Raw genomic sequence first — 23389 nt, 5'->3', positions numbered from 1 at the left:
GTCGGGTCAGCTGCGGTTGCGCCGGGCCACCGCCACCGCTCCCCCGCCCGCCAGCACCAGGGCGATCGCGCCGCCCGCGAGGTAGGGGGTCAGGGAGTTGCCGCCGGTCTCGGCCAGGTCCGCCGTCTTGGCGGGGGTGCCGTGGGGCCCGACCGCCTCCTTGACGGGGGCGCCCTGCGGCTCGACGTCTCCGGCGGGCTCCGTGCTCGGATCCGCCGCCGCGGGGGCCGCCGGGGTCTCGCAGGTGGCCTTGGCGAGGGTGAGGGTGCCCTTGACGTCGGCGACGTTGAGCTTCAACGGGTTGACGGAGACGTTGAGGACGAGGGCGGTGGCGGCGGCCGTGCGGGACGCCGTCTCCCGCTTCGACAGGTCGAGGCGGACCTCGCCGACGCCGGGGACCTTGACGTCGGTCGTGCCGCCGGCCGTCACGGTGACCTTCCTGCCGAGCACGGTGACCGCGCCGGGCAGGTTCGTCTCGGCGACCGGCGCCCGGCCCGCGGCGCAGGTCGCCCTGGAGGTGACCTGCTCGATCTCCACGAGGGACAGCAGCGGCAGGCCCGGGACATGCACCTTGGCGTCGGCGAGATGGGTGTAGGCCTCGGCCCCGGTGCCGGTGACCGTGGCCCTCGCGGTCGCCGTCCGCGCGTCCAGCACACTGAACGGCCTTCCGCCGTCCACCCCGTCCAACTTCGCGCTCAGCGCGGTCCGTTCGGCACTGCGCGGCGCCTCGACCTGGTTGAGGGCGACCGCGAGCGGGATGTTCACGGTCTTGTCGGCCAGGGCCACGTCGAGCCCGGTGCGCAGCACGACGGCGCTCGCCCGGCCCTGGTCACCGGTCGCGTGCGCGGTGCCCGCGCCGGCCAGGGCCGCGGGACCGGCGGCCAGGGCGGTGGCCGTCGCGACGGTGGCCAGACGGCGTGCGGGCATGCGGAAGTTCTTGCCGTTCAAGGTGGGGACCCCTCGGAGGAGACGTGCTCGGGACCCCCCAAGAATTACGCAGGACGAGTGAACTGGCGGCGTTCCGGCGCCAGTTCACCCCATCGTGGGTTCTGCGTGAACGTTTTCGAATTCTCCGGCACTGATGTTCCACTTTTTCACCGCCGTACCGCCTTGTGCCCGGGCCCGGAGGGTGGCGCAGGGGCGCGCGAGACGGCGCGCGTCGCGTCAACTAGCCGACGACCGCCCCGTTCAGCACGATCCGTCGTGGGGCCGCCAGGACGCGTACGTCGGCGCGTGGGTCCTCGTCGTAGACGACCAGGTCGGCCGGTGCCCCCTCCTCCAGGCCCGGTCGGCCGAGCCACCGCCGCGCGCCCCACGTCGTCGCCGACAGTGCCTCGACGGCCGGGATGCCGGCGGTGACCAGCTCGGCGACCTCGCCCGCGACCAGGCCGTGCGCGAGGTGTCCCCCGGCGTCGGTGCCGACGAAGACCGGGACACCGGCGTCGTGGGCGCCGCGCACCGTGTCGTAGCGGCGCTCGTACAGGCTCCGCATATGGGCCGCCCACCGCGGGAACCTGGCCTCGCCGCCGGCCGCGAGCTGCGGGAAGGTCGCGATGTTGACGAGGGTCGGGACGATGGCGACTCCGCGCTCGGCGAAGAGCGGGATCAGGTCGTCGGTCAGGCCGGTGGCGTGCTCGACGCAGTCGATGCCGGCCTCGACCAGGTCCTTCAGGGAGTTCTCGGCGAAGCAGTGCGCGGTGACCCGGGCGCCGAGCCGGTGGGCCTCGGCGATGGCCGCCTCCACCGCGTCGCGCGGCCAGCTGGGGGCGAGGTCTCCGAGGTCGCGGTCGATCCAGTCGCCGACCAGCTTGACCCAGCCGTCGCCTCGCCGCGCCTCACGGGCGACGTACTCGACGAGGTCCTCGGGCTCGATCTCGTGGGCGTAGCCGCGCATGTAGCGGCGGGTGCGGGCGATGTGCCGGCCGGCCCTGATGATCTCCGGCAGGTCCTCGCGGTCGTCGACCCAGCGGGTGTCCGAGGGCGAGCCGGCGTCGCGGATCAGCAGGGTGCCCGCGTCCCGGTCGGTCAGCGCCTGCTTCTCGGCGACGTCCTGCTCGACCGGGCCGTGCGGGCCGAGGCCGACGTGGCAGTGGGCGTCGACGAGGCCGGGCAGTGCCCAGCCGTCGACGGTCCGCACGTCGCGGACGCCGGCCGGACGGTCGTAGGAGACACGACCGCCGACCACCCACAGTTCGTCGCGGACGTCCTCAGGCCCCACAAGGACCCGCCCCTTCACGTGCAGTACCGCCTGATCGCTCATGGGGCTCAGCCTAGGACGACCGCCAGGCCCCGGTGCGGAGGGCCCGGGAGGATCGTCAACCGGTCCCGCCGACCTGGTCCGAGGTCTCCTCCTCCACCTGGGCCATGGCGGGGTCGAGCAGCCGGGAGAGGAAGTGACGGGTGCGGTCGTGGGTGGGGGCGCCGATGACCTGGTCGGGGGTGCCGTCCTCGACGATCACCCCGCCGTCCATGAAGACGACCCGGTCGGCGACCTCTCTCGCGAAGGTCATCTCATGGGTGACGACCATCATGGTCATGCCCTCCTGCGCGAGCATCCGCATGACCGCGAGGACGTCCCCCACCAGCTCCGGGTCCAGGGCCGAGGTGGGCTCGTCGAAGAGCATCACCTCGGGGCCCATCGACAGCGAGCGGGCGATGGCGACGCGCTGCTGCTGGCCGCCGGAGAGGGAGGCGGGGTAGGCGTCCGCCTTCTCCGACAGGCCCACCCGCTCCAGGTTCTCGGCGGCCACCTTCGCCGCTGTCGCCCTGTCCCGGCGCAGTACCCGCCGCTGCGGCAGCGTGAGGTTCTCGGTGACCGTGAGGTGCGGGAAGAGGTTGAACTGCTGGAAGACCATGCCGATACGGCGGCGCATGGCGTCGATGTCGACGTCGGGATCGGTGAGTTCGGTACCGCCCACGAAGACCCGGCCCTTGGTCGGCTCCTCCAGGAGGTTCACGCACCGCAGCAGAGTCGACTTGCCGGAGCCGGAGGGGCCGATGACGCACACGACCTCGCCCTGGCGGATCTCCAGGTCGATGCCGCGCAGGACCTCGTTGTCGCCGAACGACTTGTGCAGGCCCCGGACCTCGATCTCCGGGGCCGCCGCCGACTGCTGCTCGCTCATTTGACGGCCTCCTGGGCCTTGGCCTCCATCCGGCGCACGACGAAGCCGAGCGGGATGGTCACCAGCAGGTAGCACAGGCCGGCGACCAGGATCGGCGTGGAGTTGGCGGTCGTACTGGCCAGGTCCCGGCCGTACTTGGACAGTTCGCGCTCCTCCAGGGTGACGCCGAGGAAGAGGACCAGCGAGGAGTCCTTGAAGAGCAGGACGAGTTCGTTGGTCAGCGGCGGCAGGATGATGCGGAACGCCTGCGGGATGATGATGGAGATCATCGCGCGGGCCGGCGAGAAGCCCAGTGAACGGGCCGCCTCCATCTGCCCCCTGGGCACCGCCTGGATGCCGGCGCGGATCGTCTCGGCCATGTACGCGGCGGCGACCAGGCCGAGGGCGAGGGCGACCTTCCCGTAGGTGCCGCCGACGATCTCCGTGCCCGGGAAGGCGAGCGGGACCGCGACGCCGATGAAGATGAAGATCAGCAGGGCGGGCAGTCCGCGGAAGATCTCGATGTAGATGCCGGCGACCCAGCGGTAGGGGCCGACGGACGACAGCCGCATCAGCGCGATGACCATGCCGAGGGCGAGCCCGACGACGAAGCCGGACAGCGTGTAGAGCACGGTGTTCTTCAGCGCCAGCGTGATGACGTCGGGGAACATCTGCTTGGCGATGCTGCCCTGGGCGAACTGGTTCTTCAGCCGGCCCCAGTCCGCCGAGACCGCGAAGGCGATGACGGCGGCGACGAACACGACGTACTGCGCGCCGCGCGACAGACTGCGCCTCTGACGCCGCGTCAGGCCCTTCTTCTTCGGCGGGAGTCGTACGTCCGTGGCGGTCATGAGGCCGACGGGGACGCCGCGGACTGGTCGTAGGGGCCGATCCACTTCTCGTACAGCTTCTTGTACGTGCCGTCGGCCTTCGCGTCCTTGATCGCCTTGTTGATGACGGCCAGGAGCTTGGCGTTGCCCTTCTTGACCGTGAAGCCGTACTGCTCACCGGTGTTGATGTTGTCGACGAGCTTGAAGGCGTCCGCGTTGGCCTTGGTCTTCAACCAGCCCTGGACGACCGGATAGTCGATGATGACGGCCTTGACCTGGCCGGTGCGCAGCCCGTTGAGGACGGCGTCGGAGGACTCGAAGGAAACGGGGTCGAAGCCCTGCTTCTTGGCGAAGTCCTCACCCGTGGTCTGCGCCTGCGCGCCGAGCTTGGCCTTCTTGGCCTTGGCGTCGGCGAGGGAGGTGATGCCGCTGCTCTTGGCGACGAGGAGGGCCTGGGTGGCGTCGAAGTACGGGTCGGAGAAGTCGACGTTCTTCTTGCGCTCGGCGGTGATGGTCATGCCGGCGGCGGCCAGGTCGCACTCGCCGGAGTTGAGGAAGGCGCCGGTCTTGAAGTTCTCGAAGGGCGTGTCGAGGATCTTCTGCTTCACGCCGAGGTCCTTGGCGACCAGGTCGATCATCGACACGTCGAAGCCCTGCACGGTGCCGTTGATCTCGGACTGGAAGGGCGGGTACGGCAGATGGGTGCAGGTGGTGAGCTGTCCGGCCTTCACCAGCTCGACGCCGCCGGCGGCGGTCTTGCTTCCGCTGCCGCCACCGCCGGTGGAGGTGCAGGCGGCCACGAGCACCAGCGAGGCGGTGACGGTGGTGGCGGCCAGGGCGCGGGACGGGGCGTGGCTTCTGCGGCCGGGGACGGTGTACACGGGAACCTCCGGTGGGGCGGGAGTGCGGAGTGACCGGCAGGGATGGAAGTGGGGTGCCGGTTACTCTCGACACCTGTACCCCATGACCGAGGAGAAGGCACCGCCGTGACCCACCCGTTCCTTGACCTGGCCCCGCTGAGCGCCGCGCGCTTCGCCGCGATCGAGGACCGGGTGGCGCGGCTGCTCGGCACCGGGCAGGACGTCGTGATCATGCAGGGCGAGGCGCTGCTGCCGCTGGAGGGGGCGATCCGGGGTGTGGCGGGTCCCGGGACGACCGCACTGAACGTGATCACCGGGCCGTACGGGCAGACCTTCGGGAACTGGCTGCGGGACTGCGGTGCGACGGTGGTCGATCTGGCGGTGCCCTTCCACACGGCGGTGACCGCCGACCAGGTCCGGGACGCCTTCGCCGAACACCCGAAGATCGACTTCGTGTCCCTGGTGCACGCGGAGGCGGCGACCGGCAACACCAATCCGGTCGCGGAGATCGGCGAGGTGGTACGGGAGCGGGGGGCGCTGTTCTACCTGGACGCGGTGGCATCGGTCGGAGCCGAGCCGGTCCTCCCCGACCCGTGGGGCGTGGACCTGTGCGTCATCGGGGCGCAGAAGGCGATGGGCGGGCCGGCCGGGGTGTCGGCGGTGTCGGTGAGCGAGCGGGCGTGGGCGCGGATGGCGGCGAACCCGGGGGCGCCGCGACGGTCGTACCTCTCCCTCCTGGACTGGAAGGAGCGCTGGACCGACGGCGGCCGCACCGCGCTGCCGCACGCTCCGGCGCAGCTGGAGATGCTGGCGCTGGAAGCGTGTGTCGAGCGGATCGAGACGGTCGGGCTGGAGACGGTGATGGCCCGGCACGCGTCGGCTGCCGCCTCCACCCGGGCGGGGGCGCTCGCGCTGGGCGGCGGTCTGGAGCCGTATGTGTACGAGGCCCGCGAGGCGGCCCCGGTCGCGACGACGCTGCGGGTGCCGGCCGGGGTGGTCGCGTCGGAGTTGGTGACCCGGGCCCTGACCACGGACCCCACCCTCCCGCTGGCCGCGGGCGGCGGCGCCCTGGCCAAGGAGATGATCCGGGTCAACCACTACGGCCCGGACGCCACGGCGGAGGCGGTAAGCGCCGCCCTGACGGCACTGGGCACCGCACTGGAGGAGAAGGGCCTGAGGGTGGACACGGAGGCAGCACGACGTGCGGTGGAGGCCAACTGGGGCTGAGGTCCACGTTCTTCGCCCCCGCCGCCCCTACCCGTCCCATCTCCAGGGGGCGCCGCCCCCTTCGACCCCCGTCTCCGGGGGCCGGCCCCCGGACCCCCGCTCCTCAAACGCCGGAGGGCTGAATTAGCTCCCGAAGCCTATCCGCGCGCTCGTTATGCCGTGTATCGACGGGGTGACCGGGGCGTGAATTCGGCGTGATTAGCGGCACTCTTTCTTGGTACTTTTCCGGGCAGCTTCCCGTATTCTTCTGCCCGCTTTTCATCTCCCTAAACGCAAAGATTTCGCGAACGCCAGCGGGGTTAATTCGGGCAGATCTCGTGAGGGTTACCGGGTTGTGACGCGTTACACATGCTGGTTGTTTTGCACTATATATGCCGTGCAAATGGGGTGATTCGCCGTCGGGTCCACCCATGAACTCGCGCCCGCGCGATAACACACCGAGCGCCCGTGCGTAACCCCGTCCGGCCATGCATTTTTCATTTTCGCTCGGTAAGTTCATTTCGCATGACTGCCGCACAAGCAGACCGAGCAGAATCCCGAGCAGAACTGCAAATCGACCGTCCGACGGTGGCGGACGGTGCCGCGCTGTGGCGAATCGCGCGGGACTCGAAGACGCTCGACCTGAACTCGTCGTACAGCTATCTGCTGTGGTGCCGCGACTTCGCCGCCACCTCCGCCGTGGCTCGCGACGGCCGCGGTGAACCGGTCGGCTTCGTCACCGGCTACGTACGGCCGGACCGTCCCCGCACCCTGCTGGTGTGGCAGGTGGCGGTCGACGGGTCGTACCGGGGCCGCGGACTCGCCGCCCAGTTGCTGGACGGGCTCGTCGCACGGAGTTCGGCCACCCACCGGATCACCGACGTCGAGACCACCATCACCCCGGGCAACACCGCCTCGGAGCGGCTGTTCACCTCGTTCGCCGAGCGGCACGGCGCCGGGGTCGAGCGCGAGGTGCTCTTCGCCACCGAGGTGTTCCCGGACGGGCCGCACGACCCCGAGGTCCTGTACCGCATCGGTCCCCTCTCCCTCTGACCGCCCCCTCACCAGCCCGCCCACGGACGACCCCACACACTCCCCCCACGCAACGAGGAGCGATTCGTCGTGACCATCACCCAGCCCGACCTCAGTGTCTTCGAGACCCTCGAGTCCGAGGTGCGCAGCTACTGCCGCGGCTGGCCCACCGTCTTCGACCGTGCGCAGGGCAGCCGCATGTACGACGAGGACGGCCACGAGTACCTGGACTTCTTCGCCGGCGCCGGCTCACTCAACTACGGCCACAACAACCCGGTGCTGAAACGGGCGTTGATCGACTACCTGGAGCGGGACGGCGTCACGCACGGACTCGACATGTCGACCACCGCCAAGCGGACCTTCCTGCAGACCTTCCAGGACCTGGTACTGCGGCCTCGCGATCTGCCGTACAAGGTCATGTTCCCGGGGCCGACCGGCACCAACGCCGTGGAGTCCGCGCTGAAGCTGGCGCGGAAGGTGAAGGGGCGCGAGGCGATCGTGTCCTTCACCAACGCCTTCCACGGGATGTCGCTGGGGTCGCTGGCCGTCACCGGCAACGCCTTCAAGCGGGCCGGGGCGGGCATCCCGCTGGTGCACGGCACGCCCATGCCCTTCGACAACTACTTCGAGGGCACGGTCCCGGACTTCCTGTGGTTCGAGAGGCTGCTGGAGGACCAGGGCTCCGGGCTCAACAAGCCCGCCGCCGTGATCGTGGAGACCGTGCAGGGCGAGGGCGGCATCAACGTGGCGCGGCCGGAGTGGCTGCGCGCGCTGGCCGACCTGTGCGAGCGGCAGGACATGCTGCTGATCGTCGACGACATCCAGATGGGCTGCGGTCGTACGGGCGCCTTCTTCTCCTTCGAGGAGGCGGGCATCACCCCGGACATCGTCACCGTCTCCAAGTCCATCAGCGGCTACGGACTGCCCATGTCGCTCTGCCTGTTCAAGCCCGAGCTGGACATCTGGGAGCCCGGCGAGCACAACGGCACCTTCCGCGGCAACAACCCCGCCTTCGTCACGGCCACGGCCGCCCTGGAGTCGTACTGGGCGGACGGGTCCGCGATGGAGAAGCAGACCCGGACGCGCGGCGAACAGGTCGAGCGGGCGCTCGCCGCGATCAGCGACGAGAACCGCGCCGACGTCAAGGAGTACCGGGGCCGCGGGCTGGTATGGGGCATGGAGTTCCACGACAAGGAGCGCGCCGGCCGGATCGCCCGGCGCGCCTTCGAACTCGGCCTGCTCATCGAGACGTCGGGCCCGGAGAGCGAGGTCGTCAAACTCCTCCCGGCGCTCACCGTCACCGCCGACGAGCTCGACGAGGGCCTCAGCGTCCTCGCCCGCGCCGTACGCGAAACCCGTTGAGCACCCGCCGTTAACCCACTGAGAATCACTCGGACAAAGGAGAAGTGCAGCACTGTGATCGTCCGTTCGTTCAAGGAGATCGAGGGCACCGACCGGCATGTGAAATCCGCGTCCGGCACCTGGGAGAGCAAGCGCATCGTCCTGGCCAAGGAGAGGGTCGGGTTCTCGGTGCACGAGACGATCCTGTACGCGGGTACGGAGACACACATGTGGTACGCCAACCACATCGAGGCCGTCGTCTGCACCCAGGGCGACGCCGAGCTGACCGACCGCGAGACCGGGCGGACGTACCACATCACGCCCGGCACCATGTACCTCCTCAACGGCCATGAGCGGCACACGCTCAGGGTCAAGGAGGACTTCCACTGCATCTGCGTGTTCAACCCGCCCGTGACCGGCCGGGAGGACCACGACGAGAACGGCGTCTACCCCCTGCTCACCGAGCCCGAGGAGGTGTGAGAACCCCATGACCACCGTCACCGATCTCTACCCCAGCCGCGGCCCCGCCGAAGTGTCGATTCCGCGTCAGGACCCCGTCGTCTGGGGGTCCCCCGACACCCCGGGCCCGATCCCCGAGATCGACCTGAAGTCTTTCGAACGGGATGGCTTCCTGGCCATCGACGAGCTGATCGGCCCGGACGAAGTCGGCGTCTACCAGCGTGAGTTGGAGCGGCTGACCTCCGACCCGGAGATCCGCGCGGACGAGCGCTCGATCATCGAGCCGAAGTCCAAGGAGATCCGCTCGGTCTTCGAAGTGCACCGGATCAGCGAGCTGTTCGCGAACCTGGTGCGCGACGAGCGGGTCGTCGGCCGGGCCCGGCAGATCCTCGGCTCGGACGTGTACGTCCACCAGTCGCGGATCAACGTCAAGCCCGGTTTCGGGGCCAGCGGCTTCTACTGGCACTCGGACTTCGAGACCTGGCACGCCGAGGACGGCCTGCCCACCATGCGCACGGTGTCCGTCTCGATCGCGCTGACCGAGAACTACGACACCAACGGCGGGCTGATGATCATGCCCGGCTCGCACCGGACGTTCCTGGGCTGCGCCGGCGCCACGCCCGAGGACAACTACAAGAAGTCGCTGCAGATGCAGGACGCGGGCACGCCCTCGGACGAGGCGCTGACCAAGATGGCGAGCGAGTACGGCATCAAGCTCTTCACGGGCAAGGCCGGCTCGGCGACCTGGTTCGACTGCAACTGCATGCACGGCTCCGGCGACAACATCACGCCGTTCCCGCGCAGCAACGTGTTCATCGTGTTCAACAGCGTGGAGAACGCGGCGGTGGAGCCGTTCGCGGCGCCGGTGCGCAGGCCCGAGTTCATCGCTGCCCGAGACTTCAAACCCGTCCGTTGAGCGTGGGCGATACGCGGGCAAGCGGTCCACACCGGCCGCCAAAGACTCGGACTACGGCCGCCTGACCTGCTACTTGGCCCGCCCTGGGCCCTGCACGGCACCGCGCCGATGTCACCGCGGGCAAGGGCGGGCCCTACGGCGTCGGCGCCGCTCCCAGCAACTGGCAGAGGCGCCGGACCCGGCGGTCACATGGCGCGCCGAATCGCCGCTGCCCAGGGCCTGTGCGGCGTCGGGCTCTCGGCTACTGGGCTACTGGGCTACTGGGTCGCCACAACACCCTCCGCCCCGAGGTGAGTGCTTCCTGGGGGGCGGAGGAGCCGTCTGCACCCGCCCGCGCCTGTGGGCGACGGGCGGGTCCAGTCGTGTACGGCTGCCACCGGCATCTACGGCTGTCCACGGGCGATACGCGGGCAGGTTCTCACGCGTCGGGCGATCGCGGCGGCGTGCCGGTTCAGTCGAGGGATGTCCAGACGCTCTTGACCTCTGTGTAGAGGTCGATCGCGCTCCGGCCCATCTCTCGGCCCCAGCCGCTGGAGCGGAAGCCACCCCAGGGGGCCGCGGCGTCGAGGGGGTTGGGCATGTTGATGAAGACGGTGCCGGAGCGGATGGCGTGGGCCAGGCGGTGGGCGCGGGCGACGTCGCGGGTCCAGAGGGACGCGGCGAGGCCGTACTCGCTGTCGTTGGCGCGGGCGACGGCGTCTGCCTCGTCGTCGAAGGGGAGGACCGCGAGGACCGGGCCGAAGATCTCCTGACGGGCGATCCGCATGTCGTCGTGGACGTCGGTGAAGACCGTCGGGCGGTAGAAGAAGCCTGGGCGGTCGGGGACCGGGGCGCCGCCGGTGAGGAGCGTCGCTCCTTCTTCGATGCCGGTGCGTACCAGGGTGTCGACGGTGTTCCGGTGTTCCGCGGTCACCAGGGGGCCGAGTTGGGTGGCCGGATCGCTGCCCGCGCCGATGGGGAGGGTCTCGACGGCCTTCGCGAGGCGTTCGGCGAAGGCGTCGGCGATCGAGCGGTGGACGTAGAAGCGGGAGTACGCGGCGCACACCTGGCCACTGTTGAGCAGGCCGCCCAGCAGGGCGCCGGTGACGGCCGCGTCGAGGTCGGCGTCGGGCAGGACCAGGACGGGGGTCTTTCCGCCGAGTTCCAGGGAGACCCGCTTGAAGTTGTCCGCGCCGGCCCGGACGATCTCGCGGCCCACCTCGGTGGAGCCGGTGAAGGAGACCTTGTCCACGCCGGGGTGCTCGATCAGGGCGCGGCCGGCGGAGGGGCCGCCGGTGAGCAGGTTGACGACTCCGGAGGGGACGCCGGCCTCCTGGCAGAGTTCCGCCAGCCGGACCGTGGTCATGGGCGTCTGTTCGGCCGGCTTGAGGACTACGGTGTTGCCGCAGGCCAGGGCGGGGGCGAGCTTCCACGAGGCGATCATGAGGGGGAAGTTCCACGGGGTGATCAGGGCGCAGACGCCGACCGGTTCGCGGCGCGTGTAGTGGAAGACGCCCGGGACGGAGACGGGCTCCGTATCGCCGGAGATCTTGGTGACCCATCCGGCGAAGTAGCGGAAGTGCTCGGCGGCGCCGGCGACGCTGACGGCCTTCGCGATACCGATCGGCTGGCCCTGGTCGCGGGTCTCCAGGGCGGCGAGTTCCTCGGCGTGTTCCTCGATCAGGTCGCCGATCCGCCAGAGAATGCGGGCCCGCCCGGCGGGGGTGAGGCCCGCCCACCGTGGGTCGTGCAGGGCGGCGCGGGCCGCGGCCACCGCCGCGTCGGCGTCGGTGCCGTCGGCCTCGGAACAGCGCGCGTGCGGCTCGCCCGTCGCGGGGTCGAGGGTTTCGAACTCCGCGCCGGAGGCGGCGGGCCGCCACTGTCCGGCGATGAACAGGGTGCGCGCGGGGCTGGTGCTCAGGGTGCTCAAGACGGGTCTCCCAGGACGAAGGCGGCGCAGCGCTCGCCGATCATGACGGTGGGTGCGTGGGTGTTGCCGGAGGTGATGGCCGGCATGACCGAGGCGTCGGCGACCCGCAGCCCCGGCATGCCGTGCACGCGCAGGTGCGGGTCGACCACCGCGTCGGGGCCGGTGCCCATGCGGCAGGTGCCGACCTGATGGTGGTAGGTGAGCAGGTTGCGCTTGATGTAGGCCGTGATCCCGGCCCGGGTGACGACCCCGGGGCCGGGGCCGATCTCACGCCCCCGCCAGCGGTCCAGGGCCTGCTGGGCGCCGATCTCCCGGACCTGTTCGACCGCGGTGACCATCGCCCTCAGGTCGTACGGATCCGCGTAGTAGCGCGGGTCGAGGACGGGGGGCTCGGTGGGGTCGGTGGAGCGGAGTCGGAGGCGGCCGCGGCTCAGCGGGCGGATGGTGCCGGCGAGGACGGTGTAGCCGTCCCCCTCCTCCGGCACGTCCTCACCGGCCACGGGCAGCGGTGTGTGGGACATCAGCGGCTGGAGGTCGGGGGCGGGCAGCGCGGGGTCGGTCTTCGCGAAGTACTGCGCCTCCAGCTTGTTGGCGGTGCCCGGCGGCACCGGGCGGGACGACTCCCACACCACCGGGGTCAGCGCGTGGTCGTGCAGATTGGCGCCCACCCCGGGAAGGTCGGCGAGCACGTCGACGCCCAGGGCACGCAGCTCGTCCGCCGGGCCGATCCCGCTGAGGAGGAGGAGCTGGGCCGAGCCGATGGTGCCGCCGGACAGGATCACGTCGCCGGTACAGCGCACCGGGGTGACCCGGCCGGCCAGCAGCACCTCCACCCCGCGGGCCCGGCCGCCCTCGACGAGCACTCGGGCGACCGGGGAGCCGGTCAGCACCGTCAGCAGTGGGCTGTCGAGCACCGGCCGGACGAAGGCCGTCCAGGCGCTGACCCGTCTGCCGTCGCGGATGGTGCGGTGCAGCAGGCCCGCGCCGAGGCTGTCCTCGGCGTTGCAGTCGTCGTTGCGCGGGATGCCGTACTGCTCGCACGCCGCCACGAAGGCGACGGAGACCGGGTTGGGCGCGTGGTTGCGGGTGACCGGCAGCGGGCCGCCGGTGCCGTGGAAGCGGGAGGGCCCGTCCTCGAAGTCCTCCGAACGCCTGAAGTACGGGAGGACCTCGTCGTACGACCAGCCCGTGGCCCCGTGCACCTTGGCCCAGTCGTCGTAGTCGGAGCGGTGGCCGCGGACGTAGATCATGCCGTTGAGGGCGCTGGAGCCGCCGAGCACTCTGCCGCGCGGCCAGAACACCCGGGTACCGTCGGCGTGCTGCTGGGGTTCGGTGACGTAGGCGTAGTCCTCGGAGGTGTTCCACAACTCCCACATGCGGCCCGGATCGTGGATGGCCGGGTTGACGTCGCGGCCGCCGGCCTCGATCAGCAGGACCGTCCGGCCGGCGTCCGCGAGTCTGCGTGCGACGACGCAGCCGGCGGATCCGGCACCGACCACGATGTGGTCGTAGGTATCGCGTGCGGCTTCCATGCGGGAAGGGTGCGGCGCGGCGGCCGGTTCCGCTTGTGGCGCGGTGCACGGAGAAGTTGCGATGCCGTGCACGGGGACGGTGCGGTGCCGTGCGCGGCGCAGATGCGGTGCCGTGCGCGGGCGGTGACGGCGTCGGCTACGCGGACAGGAGCGCGCGTGCCTCACGCGGGCTGATGCCGTACGCCGTCTTGAACACATGACTGAAGTGGGCCGGGTCCGCGAAGCCCCACCGGCCGCCGATGGCGCTGATGGGCACATGGGCCAGCGCCGGGTCGGTGAGGTCCCCGTGGCAGCGGGCGAGCCGGCGCTCCCGGAGCCGGCCGGAGACCGTTTCCCCCTGCTCCGCCAGGAGTTTGTACAGGTAGCGGCGTGAGATGCGGTGGGCGGCCGCGATCCGGTCGGGGTCCAGCGTCGGATCGGCGAGGTGCTGTTCCATGTACGCGAGGATGCGGCCCGTGAGGAGCGCCGGACCCTCGTCGCCCGGGTCCGGGACGGCACCGGCGTGCTCCGCGAGGAGGGTGCCGACGACGTCCACCACGTTCTCGGCCAGCCGGGACGTACCGACGCTCTCCAGTTCGTCCACCTGCCGGGCCAGCCCGCTCAGGAACGGACGCACCAGCGTGCCCATTCCCTCCCGGCAGGACACGGTGGTCGCCGTCATGCGCCGCAGGTCGCGCTCGGGCAGCCGCAGCATGGCCCGCGGGAACATCAGCACGAGGTTGCGGGAGCGCCGGTCGGTGTCGAGGGCGTACGGGTACCGGGTGTCGTAGACCGCCAGCTCCCCCGGCGTCAGCTCGGCCTGACGGCCCGCCTGGGTGATCACGCAGTGCCCGGCGAGCAGCAGGCTGACCTTGACCACGTCGGGGGCGTCCGAGCCGATGAGGCGCCGGGTCCGGGCCACACGGTGCGCCTCGGCCGTCACGACCGAGACCTGCACCGCGCCGACCCTGGCGGTGCGCAGTTCGGCCCGGAAGTCGGAGCAGTCACCCGGCAGCGCTTCCAGCGGGACGAAGCTCCGGCTGACGACGTCACGCCAGAAGTCGAGCCGTCGGTCGGCCGTGCCGTCGGGGGGCGTGGTGATGGGCGTCATACGACGGTTCAGCCCAGTCCGTCGGCGCCGACCTGTACGGCGGATTCGTCGAGCAGGCCGTCGGTGACGGGCTGGAGGGTGCCGTCCAGGTCGAGGACGGGGGTGGCTTCCTTGTACCAGGACTCGATGACGGCGTTGCCCCAGAAGTCGCGGCGGCGGTCGTCGTGGACGTTCCAGCGGTAGGTCTCGTGGTCGGGGTCGCCGGTGTAGTAGTCGGAGGTGTAGATCTCGACGCGGTGGCCGTCGGGGTCACGCAGGTAGAGGTAGAAGGCGTTGGAGACGCCGTGCCGGCCCGGTCCGCGTTCGATGTGGTGTTCCTTGCGTACCGAGCCGAACAGGTCTGCGGCGCGCAGGATCTGGTGGGACTCGTGGGTGGCGATGCCGAGGTGGTGCAGGCGGGGTCCGGGGCCGCAGGTGAAGGCGACGTCGTGGACGGTCTGTTTGCGGTACATCCAGGCCGCGTACAGCTCGTGCTCGTCGCCCTCGATGGTCTCCGAGCAGCCGAAGCCGAGGGATGTGTAGTGGTCGTAGGCGGCGGGGATGTCGGGGGTGCAGATGTTGAAGTGGTCCAGGCGGGCGACCTCCGCGCCGCGGCGCAGGTCGTAGCGCTGGATGAGGCGTTCGGCTCGCTCGATGTCATGGAAGAACTCGACGGGGAAGCCGAGGGGGTCGACGACGCGGACGGCGTCGCCGACGCCGGGGGTGCCCTCGCCCTCGGCCACCCGCCTGACCGGCCGGCCCAGCCCGGTGAAGAACCGCTCCGCCTTGTCCACGTCCTCCGGGGTGCGCACCCGGTAGGCGAAGTGGTCGAGCGCGGCCACGGCGCCCTTTCTCAACACCACGGAGTGGTGGGTGAGTTCGTCGGTGCCGCGCAGGCAGAGGGTGCCGGGGTCCTCGTACTGGACGTGGAAGCCGAGCATGTCGACCCAGAACCAGCGGGCCGCGCCGAGATCGGTGACGGCCAGCTGGGCGTAGGCGGAGCGGATGACGTCGGGTGCGGTCATGAGGCGGCCCCGAAGCGGGGGGTGTGCACATGGCCGAGGGCGACGTGCACGATCTTCGACTCGGTGTAGAAGTCGATGGAGTGGGCGCCGCCCTCGCGGCCGACACCGGACGCCTTGACCCCGCCGAAGGGGGTGCGCAGGTCGCGGACGTTGTGGGAGTTGAGCCAGATCATGCCGGACTCGACGGCGTGGGCGATGCGGTGGCCGCGTTTGAGGTCGGAGGTCCAGATGTAGGCGGCCAGCCCGAACTGGGTGGCGTTGGCCAGCTCGATCGCCTCGGCCTCGGTGTCGAAGGGGGCGACGGCGACGACGGGGCCGAAGATCTCCTCCTGGAAGATGCGGGCGTCGCGTTCGACGTCGGCGAAGACGGTCGGCTGGAGGTAGTTGCCCTCGCTCAGGTGGCCGGGGCGGGTGCCGCCGGCGACGAGACGTGCCTCCTTGCGCCCGGTCTCGACGTAGTTCAGGACGCGTTGGTAGTGCTCGGGGTGGACGAGTGCGCCGACCTCGGTGGCCGGGTCGGCGGGCAGCCCGACACGGACGTTCGCGGCCCGCTCGGCCAGACGGCGGGTGAACTCCTCGTACAGCGGGCGCTCGACCAGAACCCGGGAACCGGCGGTGCAGCGCTCGCCGTTGAGGGAGAACACCCCGAACACGACGGAGTCCAGGGCGGCTTCCAGATCGGTGTCGGCGAAGACGACGACCGGGGACTTGCCGCCCAGCTCCATCGACACCGTCTTGAGGTGCTGGGCGGAGGAGCGGATGATGTGCCGGCCGGTGTCGGTGGACCCGGTGAAGGAGATCAGCGGTACGTCCGGGTGGTCGACCAGGGCCTGGCCGGCCTCCTCGCCGATGCCGTGGACGATGTTGACCACACCCGCGGGCACGCCTGCCTCCGCGAAGATCTCCGGCCACAGGGAGGCGGACAGTGGGGTCCACTCGGCGGGCTTGAGGACCAGCGTGCAGCCGGAGGCGAGTGCCGGGGCCAGCTTCCAGCTCTCCAGCATGAACGGAGTGTTCCACGGCGTGATCAGCCCGGCCACCCCGACCGGAGTGCGCACGACGTAGGAGAACTGCTCCTCGCCCTGCCGGAAGGCCTCCTCGCCGAGCGCGACGATCACGTCCGCGAAGTAGCGGAAGTTCTCCGCCGCCCGGCGTGCCTGGCCCTTGGCCTGGGTGATGGGCAGGCCGGTGTCGTAGGTCTCGAAGGCGGCCAGGCGGTCGTGGCGGGCCTCGACCGCGTCCGCGATCCGGTACAGCACGTCCGCGCGCTCGCGGTTCGAGATACCCGACCAGGCCGGGAAAGCGGCCCGTGCGGCGGTCACGGCCCTCTCGACGTCGGCCGCCGAACCACGCGCGGCCTGCGCGTACACGGTGTTGGACACCGGATCGGCGACGTCGAACGTACGGCCGTCCGCCGCGTCGACGAGGTCGCCGCCGACCCAGTGCGAGATGGCCGAGGGCAGGTTCTCGACGGTCATGTTCAGGCTCCGATCTGCTGGGTGAGGTCGCCGCCCTCGGCGAGCAGCCCTCGGACACGGGGCAGTCCCGCCTCGGTCTGGACGATCAGCGGCGGGCGCACATACGGGGAGGCGATACGGCCCTGCTGCGCCAGCACCCACTTGACCGGTGCCGGATTGGTCTCCACGAACAGCAGGTCCACCAGCGGGTGCAACCGGTAGTGCAGATCACGGGCCGCGTCCATGCTCTCGGCGTCTCCCGCCTCCCACAGTTCGTACATCCGCGCCACCGCGCCCGGCGCCAGATTCGCCACCGCCGAGACGAACCCCGCACCGCCCAGCGCCAGAAGCGGCAGACACAGCAACTCGATCCCGGACCACACCAGAAGAGAGCGTCCGCACGCGTGCAGCACCCGCGAGAAATGCTCGAAGTCCTTCGTGGTCTCCTTCACCCCGACGAAGTTCTCGAAGTCGGTGAACAGCCGCCTGACCGTCTCCGGGGCGATGTCCACGGCCGTACGCGAGGGCACGTTGTAGGCGACGACCGGCAGGTCCGGGAACTCCCGGGCCACCGTCGCGTACCACTGGTACAGCGCCTCCTGTGTGGGCCGCGCGTAGTACGGCGTGATCACCAACGCCGCGTCCGCCCCCAACTCCTGTGCTGCGGCGGTGAGTTCCAGGGTCTCGTCGAGCTTGTGCGAACCCGTGCCGGGCAGGAACGGTACCCGGTCCCCGATCACCTCCACCGCCGTACGCATCCCCGCGATCCGCTCCGCGACGCTCTGCGCGCTCGGCTCACCCGTGGATCCGCCGAGCGAGACACCATGCGAACCGGACTCCAGCTGAAAGCGGATCAGACCGGCCAGACTCTCGTGGTCGACGGCCCCGTCCGCCGTGAACGGGGTCACGACCGGGGCGATCGAGCCGCGGATGAGCGACGGATCACTGCGGAACTTCACTTCGCCTCTCCCTTGCACCAGTTTTCATAGGCCTGCCGCCAGGCCGGACCCAGCGGATACAGACCGTCGACGCTCTCGCCCGCGGCGACCTGCCCGGCGATGAACCGCTCCTGCCGCTCCTGCTCCCGGCAGTCCGCGACCAACTCGGCGGCCAGCTCCGGCGGTACGACGACCACACCGTCGTCGTCGCCCACGATCAGGTCACCGGGCTGGACGAGAGCCCCGCCGCAGGCGACCGGCACGCCCGTGTCCCAGGGCACATGCCGGCGGCCGAGGACGGAGGGGTGACTGCCCGCGGCGTAGACCGGCAGGCCCAGGCCGGCGACGGCGGCGCTGTCGCGGACGGCGCCGTCGGTCACCACCCCGGCCGCGCCCCGCCGCTGGGCACGCAGGGCGAGAATGTCGCCCAGAGTTCCGGCGGAGGCGTCCCTGCGGGCGTCCATCACCAGGACATGCCCCGGGCGCAGTTCCTCGATCGCCCGCTTCTGGGCGTTCATACCGGTGCCGTACCGCTGGAACAGATCCTCGCGCAGCGGCAGATAGCGCAACGTGTGCGCGACCCCCGCCATGCGGGTGCCGGGTACGGCCGGGCGCACGCCGTCGATCGACATGTGCGGCAGACCGCGCCCCCGCAACTGTGCGCTCAGCGTTGCCACCGCCACCGACCGCAGTCCCGCAGCGAGGTCTTCGTCGAGCACGGGTCCGGGCACGTACGCGCTCCCGTACGCCCCCTCCCGCTCGGCCCGATCGACCCTGGGCATCGCCCCCCAGGGGGCGAGCGGGGGGCCGTCGGTGATCGGAGTGCGCAGCCGTCCGGTCGTCGACTCCCCGCCGGTGACCTCGACTTCCACCACATCACCTGGCGAGACGACCGACGCCCCCGCGGGGGTGCCGGTGAGGATCACATCGCCCGGCTCCAGGGTGACCAGCCGCGAGAGGTCCGCGATCAGGTGCCCGAAGGGGAACAGCAGCGTGTCCGTCGTGTCGTCCTGCACGAGCTCGCCGTTGACCCAGGTCCGCAACCGCAGGGCGGCGGGGTCGAGTCCGGCGGCGTCCAGCAGACGCGGCCCGATCGGGGTGAAGCCGTCCGCCCCTTTCGAGCGGAGGTTGGAGCCGCGGTCCGCGTACCGCAGGTCGTACACGCCCGCGTCGTTCGCCGCCGTCACCCACCGGACGTACGACCAGCCGTCCTCGGGGCGTACCCGGCCGGCCCGGGTGCCGATGACGAGGGCGATCTCGCCCTCGAAGCTCATGAGTTCGCAGCCGTCCGGGCGGACGACCGCCTCTCCGGTGCCGGCCAGCGAGGACGGCGGCTTGAGGAAGTAGGAGGGATGGTTCGGTATCCGCCCGCGCTCCTTCGCGCGGCTGGGATAGTTCAGATGGACCGCGATGATCTTCGATGGGGTGCTGCCCAGTGGATGCGTCATCAGGCACCTTCAGCGGTCGTGGTCGAGGGCACGCGTTCAGACGGGCTGCTCGTCGGGGTAGGTCGCCCGGCCGAGGGGGACGATGACGGCACCGCCCGGCGCCACCTTGGCCCGGCCGTCCGCGCCGAGACCGAAGAACGTGCCGGTGGTGCGCAGGGCGCGCAGGTCGTACAGCCAGGTCGCCGCGACCGGGATCAGGAACTCCCGGAACGTGAAGACGTAGAGGTCGTCCCCCAGGCCCCAGGTGTCGGCCAGGTCCACGTCGCCGTGTCCGCGCTGCTCGCCGACCAGGCACTGCCAGGCGTAGCGCTCGCTGGACAGGTACACGTGCTCGTACAGGTGGTTCGGGCTGTAGCGGTAGAGCGCGCGCAGCCCGATCAGGTCCCGGCTGGGCGCCGGCTCGGCGCCCCTCGGCGACGAGCCGGTCAGTACGCCGGGGGTGAAGACCTGCCCCACCCGGGGGCGGCCGGGTGAGGGCGCGTCGGCGATGAGGGACTCCGCCGTCAGGGTCCGCCCGGTGTTGCGGTTGATCACGAGGACGACGGCACGCAGCGGGCGGTCCTCGTCGGTGACCGTCAGGTAGTGGACGCCGTCGCGCACCTCGACCGCCTCGTACCAGTCGGTGCCCTGCCGGCCCGCCCCGTCCCGCCAGGACACCTCCTGTCCGGTGCGCAGGTCCAGGTACAGTGCCCCGCCGTCGGCCTGGGCGATCGAGAGCGAGGTGCCGGCCAGCGCCTCGGTACGGGGCAGCCGATTGGCGTCGATGCCTGCCGCGAAGTCGTCCATGGCCTTCCAGTCGGAAGGTACGGCGGCGGTCATGTCGGTCATGAGAGTTCCTCAGTCCGCGAAGGCCAGCGTGGGCAGGTCCACACAGGTGGCGCCGCCGTCGGCCACGACCACGGCGCCCGTCATCACAGAGGCCTCGCGCGAGGCCAGGAACGCCACCAGGTCGGCGATCTCCTCGGGTTCGGCCGGGCGGCGCAGCGGCACGTCCTTGGTCACCAGCCGGTAGGCGTCCTCGCGGTCGATGCCGTACCGGGCGCCCAGGCCGTCCATCTGCTCGTCGGCCATCGGTGTGCGCACCCAGCCAGGGCACACCGCGTTGACCCGTACCCCTTGGTGGCCGTAGTCGCGGGCGACCGACCGGACCAGTCCGATCAGGGCGTGCTTCGTCGTCACGTACCCGGCCACGCCGGGGCCGGCGAACAGGCCCGCGATCGAGGACAGCACCACCGCGTTGCCCCCGCTCGCCATCAGGTGCGGCAGCGTCTCGCGGAGGGTGACGAAGGCGCTGTCCAGGTTGGCGCTCATGCTGTAACGCCACGCGTCGTCGTCGGTGTCGGCGACGGCTCCCGGGTGGTGACCGCCCGCGGAGGCCACCACCACGTCGAGCCGGCCGTACACCTCCAGCGCGGAGTCGATCACCCGGCGCATGTCCTCCTTGACGGCCGCGTCTCCCGCCACCACCAGGGCTCTGTCCCCGAGTTGCCCGGCGACCTTCCGCAGCGGCCCTTCGCGCCGTCCGCTGAGCACGACGCGGGCGCCCTCGGCGGCAAGGCGCCGGCAGACGGCCGCGCCGATCCCGGTACCCGCGCCGGTCACCAGCGCGACGGCGTCGGTGAAACGGGCGGCGTGGCCCGGGTGAGGTGGGGCTGCGGACATGGGTCCTCCTGGTGGGGCGAACGGCCCGGCGGGACACGGGGGGAGATGGGCCCACCCTAGGTACGCCGTGACGGGGACGGTGATCGGTGCCGCGGTTCGTGCATTGGCCGACAAGGCCTGGCGCCCCACAGACAAGTCGGCGGGGGCCGGCCTGGCGCAGCCTCGTAGCACCGAGGCCGGTCCAGCCCGGCCGATGGTCCGCAGCGGCCCGGCCACTGGATCAGGTCGTACCTGGCATCGGATTTTTGTCCGGTTCGGGCTGCCCGGCCGGATGAGAGATGAGGACGGACGTGACCACCGACGACATGGCCCAGCGCGGTACGGCGGAGCCCGGCGTCGAGCCGGGGCGACGGCTGCCGGAGCAGAGCCGGCGGCCGAGCCGCTCCCCTCTGCGCACACTGCAGCGGCTGGCCCGCGCGCCGTCCGTCAGCGTCATCGGAGCGACGCTCGTGCTCGTGTTCGCCATCGGCGCGCTGCACCCGACGTACCTCCGGAGCAACCAGTTGCTCGACACCCTTCAGGCCTCCGTCTACGTCGGCCTGATCGCGGGGGGCATGGCCTACCTCGTATCCATGCGGGAGATCGACCTGTCCGTCGGATCGATGTTCGGGCTGTGCCTGATCTCGGTCGCCATGCTCATCCAGTCCGGTTTCAACAGCTGGCTCGCGGCGGCCGTCGGGATCGCCCTGGGCGGTGTGCTCGGCGCCGTCAACGCGGTGATCGTGGCGACCATGCGGATTCCCACGATCGTCGCCACGCTGGCCACCCTGTCGGTCTTCCGCGGCCTGGCGATCGGTCTGACGGACGGCAACCAGGTGGTCAACCTCCCCATCGGGGACTCGTTCTTCTCCGTCGTCGGCGGCAAGGTCCTCGGCATCCCGTTCAGCGTCCTGGTGCTGCTGGTGGTCGCTGTGGTGGTCGGCGTGGCGCTGCACCACACCCCGTTCGGGTACCGGGTGCTGGCCATCGGGTCCAACCCCGAGGCGGCCGAGTTCTCCGGCATCTCGATCGCCCGGGTCCGCACGCAGGTGCTCGTTCTCGTCGGCCTGCTCGTCGGCGTCGCGGCGGTGCTGGGCCTGGCGTTCTTCACCTCCGGCGACCCGAACATCGGCAGCGGCTTCGAGTTGCAGGCGATCGCGGCGGCGGTCATCGGCGGTACCCCGCTGCGCGGCGGCAGCGCGACCGTGCTCGGCGCGGTGGTCGGCGCCATCCTCCTCAACGTGGTGGCGACCGGCCTGTCCTACTTCAGCGTGCCGGCCAACTGGAGTGCCTTCGCGACCGGCCTGGTGATCCTGCTCGCGGTCGGCATCGACAGCCTCGTGCGTCGCCGCCGTGCGGCCCGCCGGACCGCCAAGCCCCGGTCCGCCGAACCCCGGTCCGCCGAACCCCGGTCCACCGAGTCGGCCACCAGCTGAGCCCAGCGGCAGTCTTCCGCCCGCTGCCCACCCTCCGAAGGAGTCACTATGAAACCGTTGAGCAGAGCCGCGGGCACCCGTCGCCGGCGCACGGTGGCCGCCGGCGCGCTGTCCATGGCGTCGCTGCTGGTGATGAGCGCCTGTAGCAGCAGCGACTCGGGGTCGTCCCAGAGCGGTGCCGCGGGCGGCAGCTGCGGCACCGCCGACAAGAAGCTGAACATGGCCTTCGTCTACGCCGACACCACGCAGAACCCGTTCCAGGAGATGGCGCTGGGAGCCAAGGCGGCCGCCGACGACGACGGCAACGTCAAGCTCCAGCTGTCCGCACCCACCGGCATCGACGGACCCAAGGAGGTGTCGCTGTTCCAGGCCGTCGCGCGTACCGCGACCGACGGGGTGGCCTACGAGACGGTCACACCCGACCTGTTCGTCCGGCCGCTCAACTCGGCCACGGACGCCGACGTGCCCGTCATCGCCGTGGACGCCGCGCCGCCGCCCGGGACCAAGGTCAAGACGTTCGTCGCGAACAGCAACACCAAGCTCGGCGAACTGCTCGGGGACGCGTACGTGGCGCAGCACCCGAAGGCCGACGGCCAGATCGTGCTGGGCAACGACATCCCGTCGCTGCAGTTGCTCGTGCAGCGGCTCGACGGGCTCCAGTCGGTGCTGAGGGCCAAACTGCCGAACGCGAAAGTGGTCGGGCCGCTGGACTCCAAGTCCTCGCCCACCGACAACTTCAACGCGTGGAAGAGCATCGTGCAGGCGCACCCCGACGCGACCGCGTTCATCGGGGTGGGCGGCCAGGACGGCGTGTCGCTGCCGCTGATCGGCAAGCAGACCGGCCGCAGCTACCTGGCCGGCTCCGCGGACCTGCCGCCGGAGGCTGTGCAGGCGGTCAAGGACGGCAAGATCTTCGCGCTGTCCTCACCGGAGCACTGGATGAAGGGCTACATCGCCATGCATCTGCTGATCCAGGCCAAGCGCACCTGCAAGCCGGTGCCCGAGGGCTGGTGGAACTCCGGCAACCTGCTGGTCGACAAGTCCAACGTCGACAGCATCCTGGCCCGTCAGAAGAGCCCTGAGTCGCGCAGGGCCTGGTTCAAGAAGGAGATCGACAAGCAGCTGGCCGACCCGCCGCTGGCCCCGCTGGGCAAGGCCGACTGACATCACCCGTGCGGGTCCGGTG

21 protein-coding genes are annotated in these 23389 nt (G+C 70.9%); 7 read left to right on the top strand and 14 right to left on the bottom strand.

What is annotated here, in order from left to right; genetic code table 11:
* Positions 1-6: 6 nt before the first annotated feature.
* The 5 genes from ABZ453_RS27700 to ABZ453_RS27680 form a co-directional block, all read right to left on the bottom strand.
* Positions 7-948 (bottom strand): SCO1860 family LAETG-anchored protein, encoded by a 942-nt coding sequence (locus ABZ453_RS27700; protein WP_359018801.1) that lies wholly within the window; start codon positions 946-948, stop codon positions 7-9.
* Between the two features lie 220 nt (positions 949-1168).
* A complete protein-coding gene (locus tag ABZ453_RS27695; protein ID WP_359018799.1) occupies positions 1169-2260 on the bottom strand; it encodes an amidohydrolase family protein in 1092 nt (363 codons plus the stop codon).
* Between the two features lie 55 nt (positions 2261-2315).
* Complete coding sequence (locus ABZ453_RS27690) at positions 2316-3125, bottom strand: amino acid ABC transporter ATP-binding protein (RefSeq protein ID WP_359018797.1); 810 nt, start codon at positions 3123-3125, stop codon at positions 2316-2318.
* Positions 3122-3955 (bottom strand): amino acid ABC transporter permease, encoded by an 834-nt coding sequence (locus ABZ453_RS27685; RefSeq protein ID WP_359018795.1) that lies wholly within the window; start codon positions 3953-3955, stop codon positions 3122-3124. The genes ABZ453_RS27690 and ABZ453_RS27685 overlap by 4 nt, the downstream gene beginning before the upstream one ends.
* Positions 3952-4815, bottom strand: coding sequence for a transporter substrate-binding domain-containing protein (locus ABZ453_RS27680; RefSeq protein WP_359018793.1), 864 nt, complete (start codon positions 4813-4815; stop codon positions 3952-3954). Before ABZ453_RS27680 ends, ABZ453_RS27685 begins: the two co-directional genes overlap by 4 nt.
* A 105-nt stretch (positions 4816-4920) precedes the next feature.
* Here ABZ453_RS27680 and ABZ453_RS27675 point away from each other — a divergent pair, with 105 nt between their 5' ends.
* From ABZ453_RS27675 to thpD, 5 genes are all read left to right on the top strand, one after another.
* Positions 4921-6021 (top strand): aminotransferase class V-fold PLP-dependent enzyme, encoded by a 1101-nt coding sequence (locus ABZ453_RS27675; protein WP_359018791.1) that lies wholly within the window; start codon positions 4921-4923, stop codon positions 6019-6021.
* A gap of 504 nt (positions 6022-6525) precedes the next feature.
* Positions 6526-7053 (top strand): diaminobutyrate acetyltransferase, encoded by a 528-nt coding sequence (ectA, locus tag ABZ453_RS27670; protein WP_359018789.1) that lies wholly within the window; start codon positions 6526-6528, stop codon positions 7051-7053.
* 69 nt (positions 7054-7122) lie between these two features.
* Positions 7123-8394 carry a diaminobutyrate--2-oxoglutarate transaminase gene (ectB, locus tag ABZ453_RS27665; protein WP_359018787.1) on the top strand — a complete coding sequence of 424 codons (1272 nt, stop codon included), beginning with the start codon at positions 7123-7125 and terminating at the stop codon, positions 8392-8394.
* Positions 8395-8448: 54 nt separating this feature from the next.
* The gene (locus ABZ453_RS27660; protein WP_359018785.1) at positions 8449-8853 is read left to right on the top strand and encodes an ectoine synthase; all 405 of its coding nucleotides are present in this window, start codon (positions 8449-8451) and stop codon (positions 8851-8853) included.
* Between the two features lie 7 nt (positions 8854-8860).
* Positions 8861-9748 (top strand): ectoine hydroxylase, encoded by an 888-nt coding sequence (thpD, locus tag ABZ453_RS27655; RefSeq protein ID WP_359018783.1) that lies wholly within the window; start codon positions 8861-8863, stop codon positions 9746-9748.
* 451 nt (positions 9749-10199) lie between these two features.
* On the opposite strand, the gene ABZ453_RS27650 is transcribed toward thpD, so the two are convergent.
* From ABZ453_RS27650 to ABZ453_RS27610, 9 genes are all read right to left on the bottom strand, one after another.
* Positions 10200-11657, bottom strand: coding sequence for an aldehyde dehydrogenase family protein (locus ABZ453_RS27650; RefSeq protein ID WP_359018781.1), 1458 nt, complete (start codon positions 11655-11657; stop codon positions 10200-10202).
* Positions 11654-13189, bottom strand: a complete 1536-nt coding sequence (locus ABZ453_RS27645) for a GMC family oxidoreductase N-terminal domain-containing protein (RefSeq protein WP_359018779.1) — start codon at positions 13187-13189, stop codon at positions 11654-11656. The genes ABZ453_RS27650 and ABZ453_RS27645 overlap by 4 nt, the downstream gene beginning before the upstream one ends.
* A gap of 136 nt (positions 13190-13325) precedes the next feature.
* A complete protein-coding gene (locus ABZ453_RS27640) occupies positions 13326-14279 on the bottom strand; it encodes a helix-turn-helix domain-containing protein (protein ID WP_359018777.1) in 954 nt (317 codons plus the stop codon).
* Between the two features lie 8 nt (positions 14280-14287).
* Entirely contained in the window at positions 14288-15283 is a 996-nt protein-coding gene (gene hpaD, locus ABZ453_RS27635; protein WP_359018775.1) for a 3,4-dihydroxyphenylacetate 2,3-dioxygenase, read from the bottom strand.
* Entirely contained in the window at positions 15280-16761 is a 1482-nt protein-coding gene (gene hpaE / locus ABZ453_RS27630) for a 5-carboxymethyl-2-hydroxymuconate semialdehyde dehydrogenase (RefSeq protein ID WP_359018773.1), read from the bottom strand. The genes hpaD and hpaE overlap by 4 nt, the downstream gene beginning before the upstream one ends.
* A 2-nt stretch (positions 16762-16763) precedes the next feature.
* Complete coding sequence (dapA, locus tag ABZ453_RS27625; RefSeq protein WP_359018771.1) at positions 16764-17699, bottom strand: 4-hydroxy-tetrahydrodipicolinate synthase; 936 nt, start codon at positions 17697-17699, stop codon at positions 16764-16766.
* Positions 17696-19126, bottom strand: coding sequence for a fumarylacetoacetate hydrolase family protein (locus ABZ453_RS27620; protein ID WP_359018769.1), 1431 nt, complete (start codon positions 19124-19126; stop codon positions 17696-17698). Before ABZ453_RS27620 ends, dapA begins: the two co-directional genes overlap by 4 nt.
* A 36-nt stretch (positions 19127-19162) precedes the next feature.
* Entirely contained in the window at positions 19163-19954 is a 792-nt protein-coding gene (locus ABZ453_RS27615) for a molybdenum cofactor biosynthesis F family protein (protein ID WP_359018767.1), read from the bottom strand.
* A 9-nt stretch (positions 19955-19963) separates the two neighbouring features.
* Positions 19964-20788 (bottom strand): SDR family oxidoreductase, encoded by an 825-nt coding sequence (locus ABZ453_RS27610; protein ID WP_359018765.1) that lies wholly within the window; start codon positions 20786-20788, stop codon positions 19964-19966.
* 290 nt (positions 20789-21078) lie between these two features.
* On the opposite strand from ABZ453_RS27610, the gene ABZ453_RS27605 reads away from it, so the two are divergent.
* Positions 21079-22203 (top strand): ABC transporter permease, encoded by a 1125-nt coding sequence (locus tag ABZ453_RS27605; RefSeq protein WP_359018763.1) that lies wholly within the window; start codon positions 21079-21081, stop codon positions 22201-22203.
* Between the two features lie 57 nt (positions 22204-22260).
* Positions 22261-23367, top strand: a complete 1107-nt coding sequence (locus tag ABZ453_RS27600) for a sugar ABC transporter substrate-binding protein (protein WP_359018761.1) — start codon at positions 22261-22263, stop codon at positions 23365-23367.
* Positions 23368-23389 lie beyond the last annotated feature (22 nt).

Origin of the sequence: Streptomyces sp. NPDC005799 (genome assembly GCF_040630525.1) — a bacterium.
Taxonomy (GTDB): domain Bacteria; phylum Actinomycetota; class Actinomycetes; order Streptomycetales; family Streptomycetaceae; genus Streptomyces; species Streptomyces griseorubiginosus_B.
This window is presented reverse-complemented; position numbering and strand designations above follow the sequence as displayed.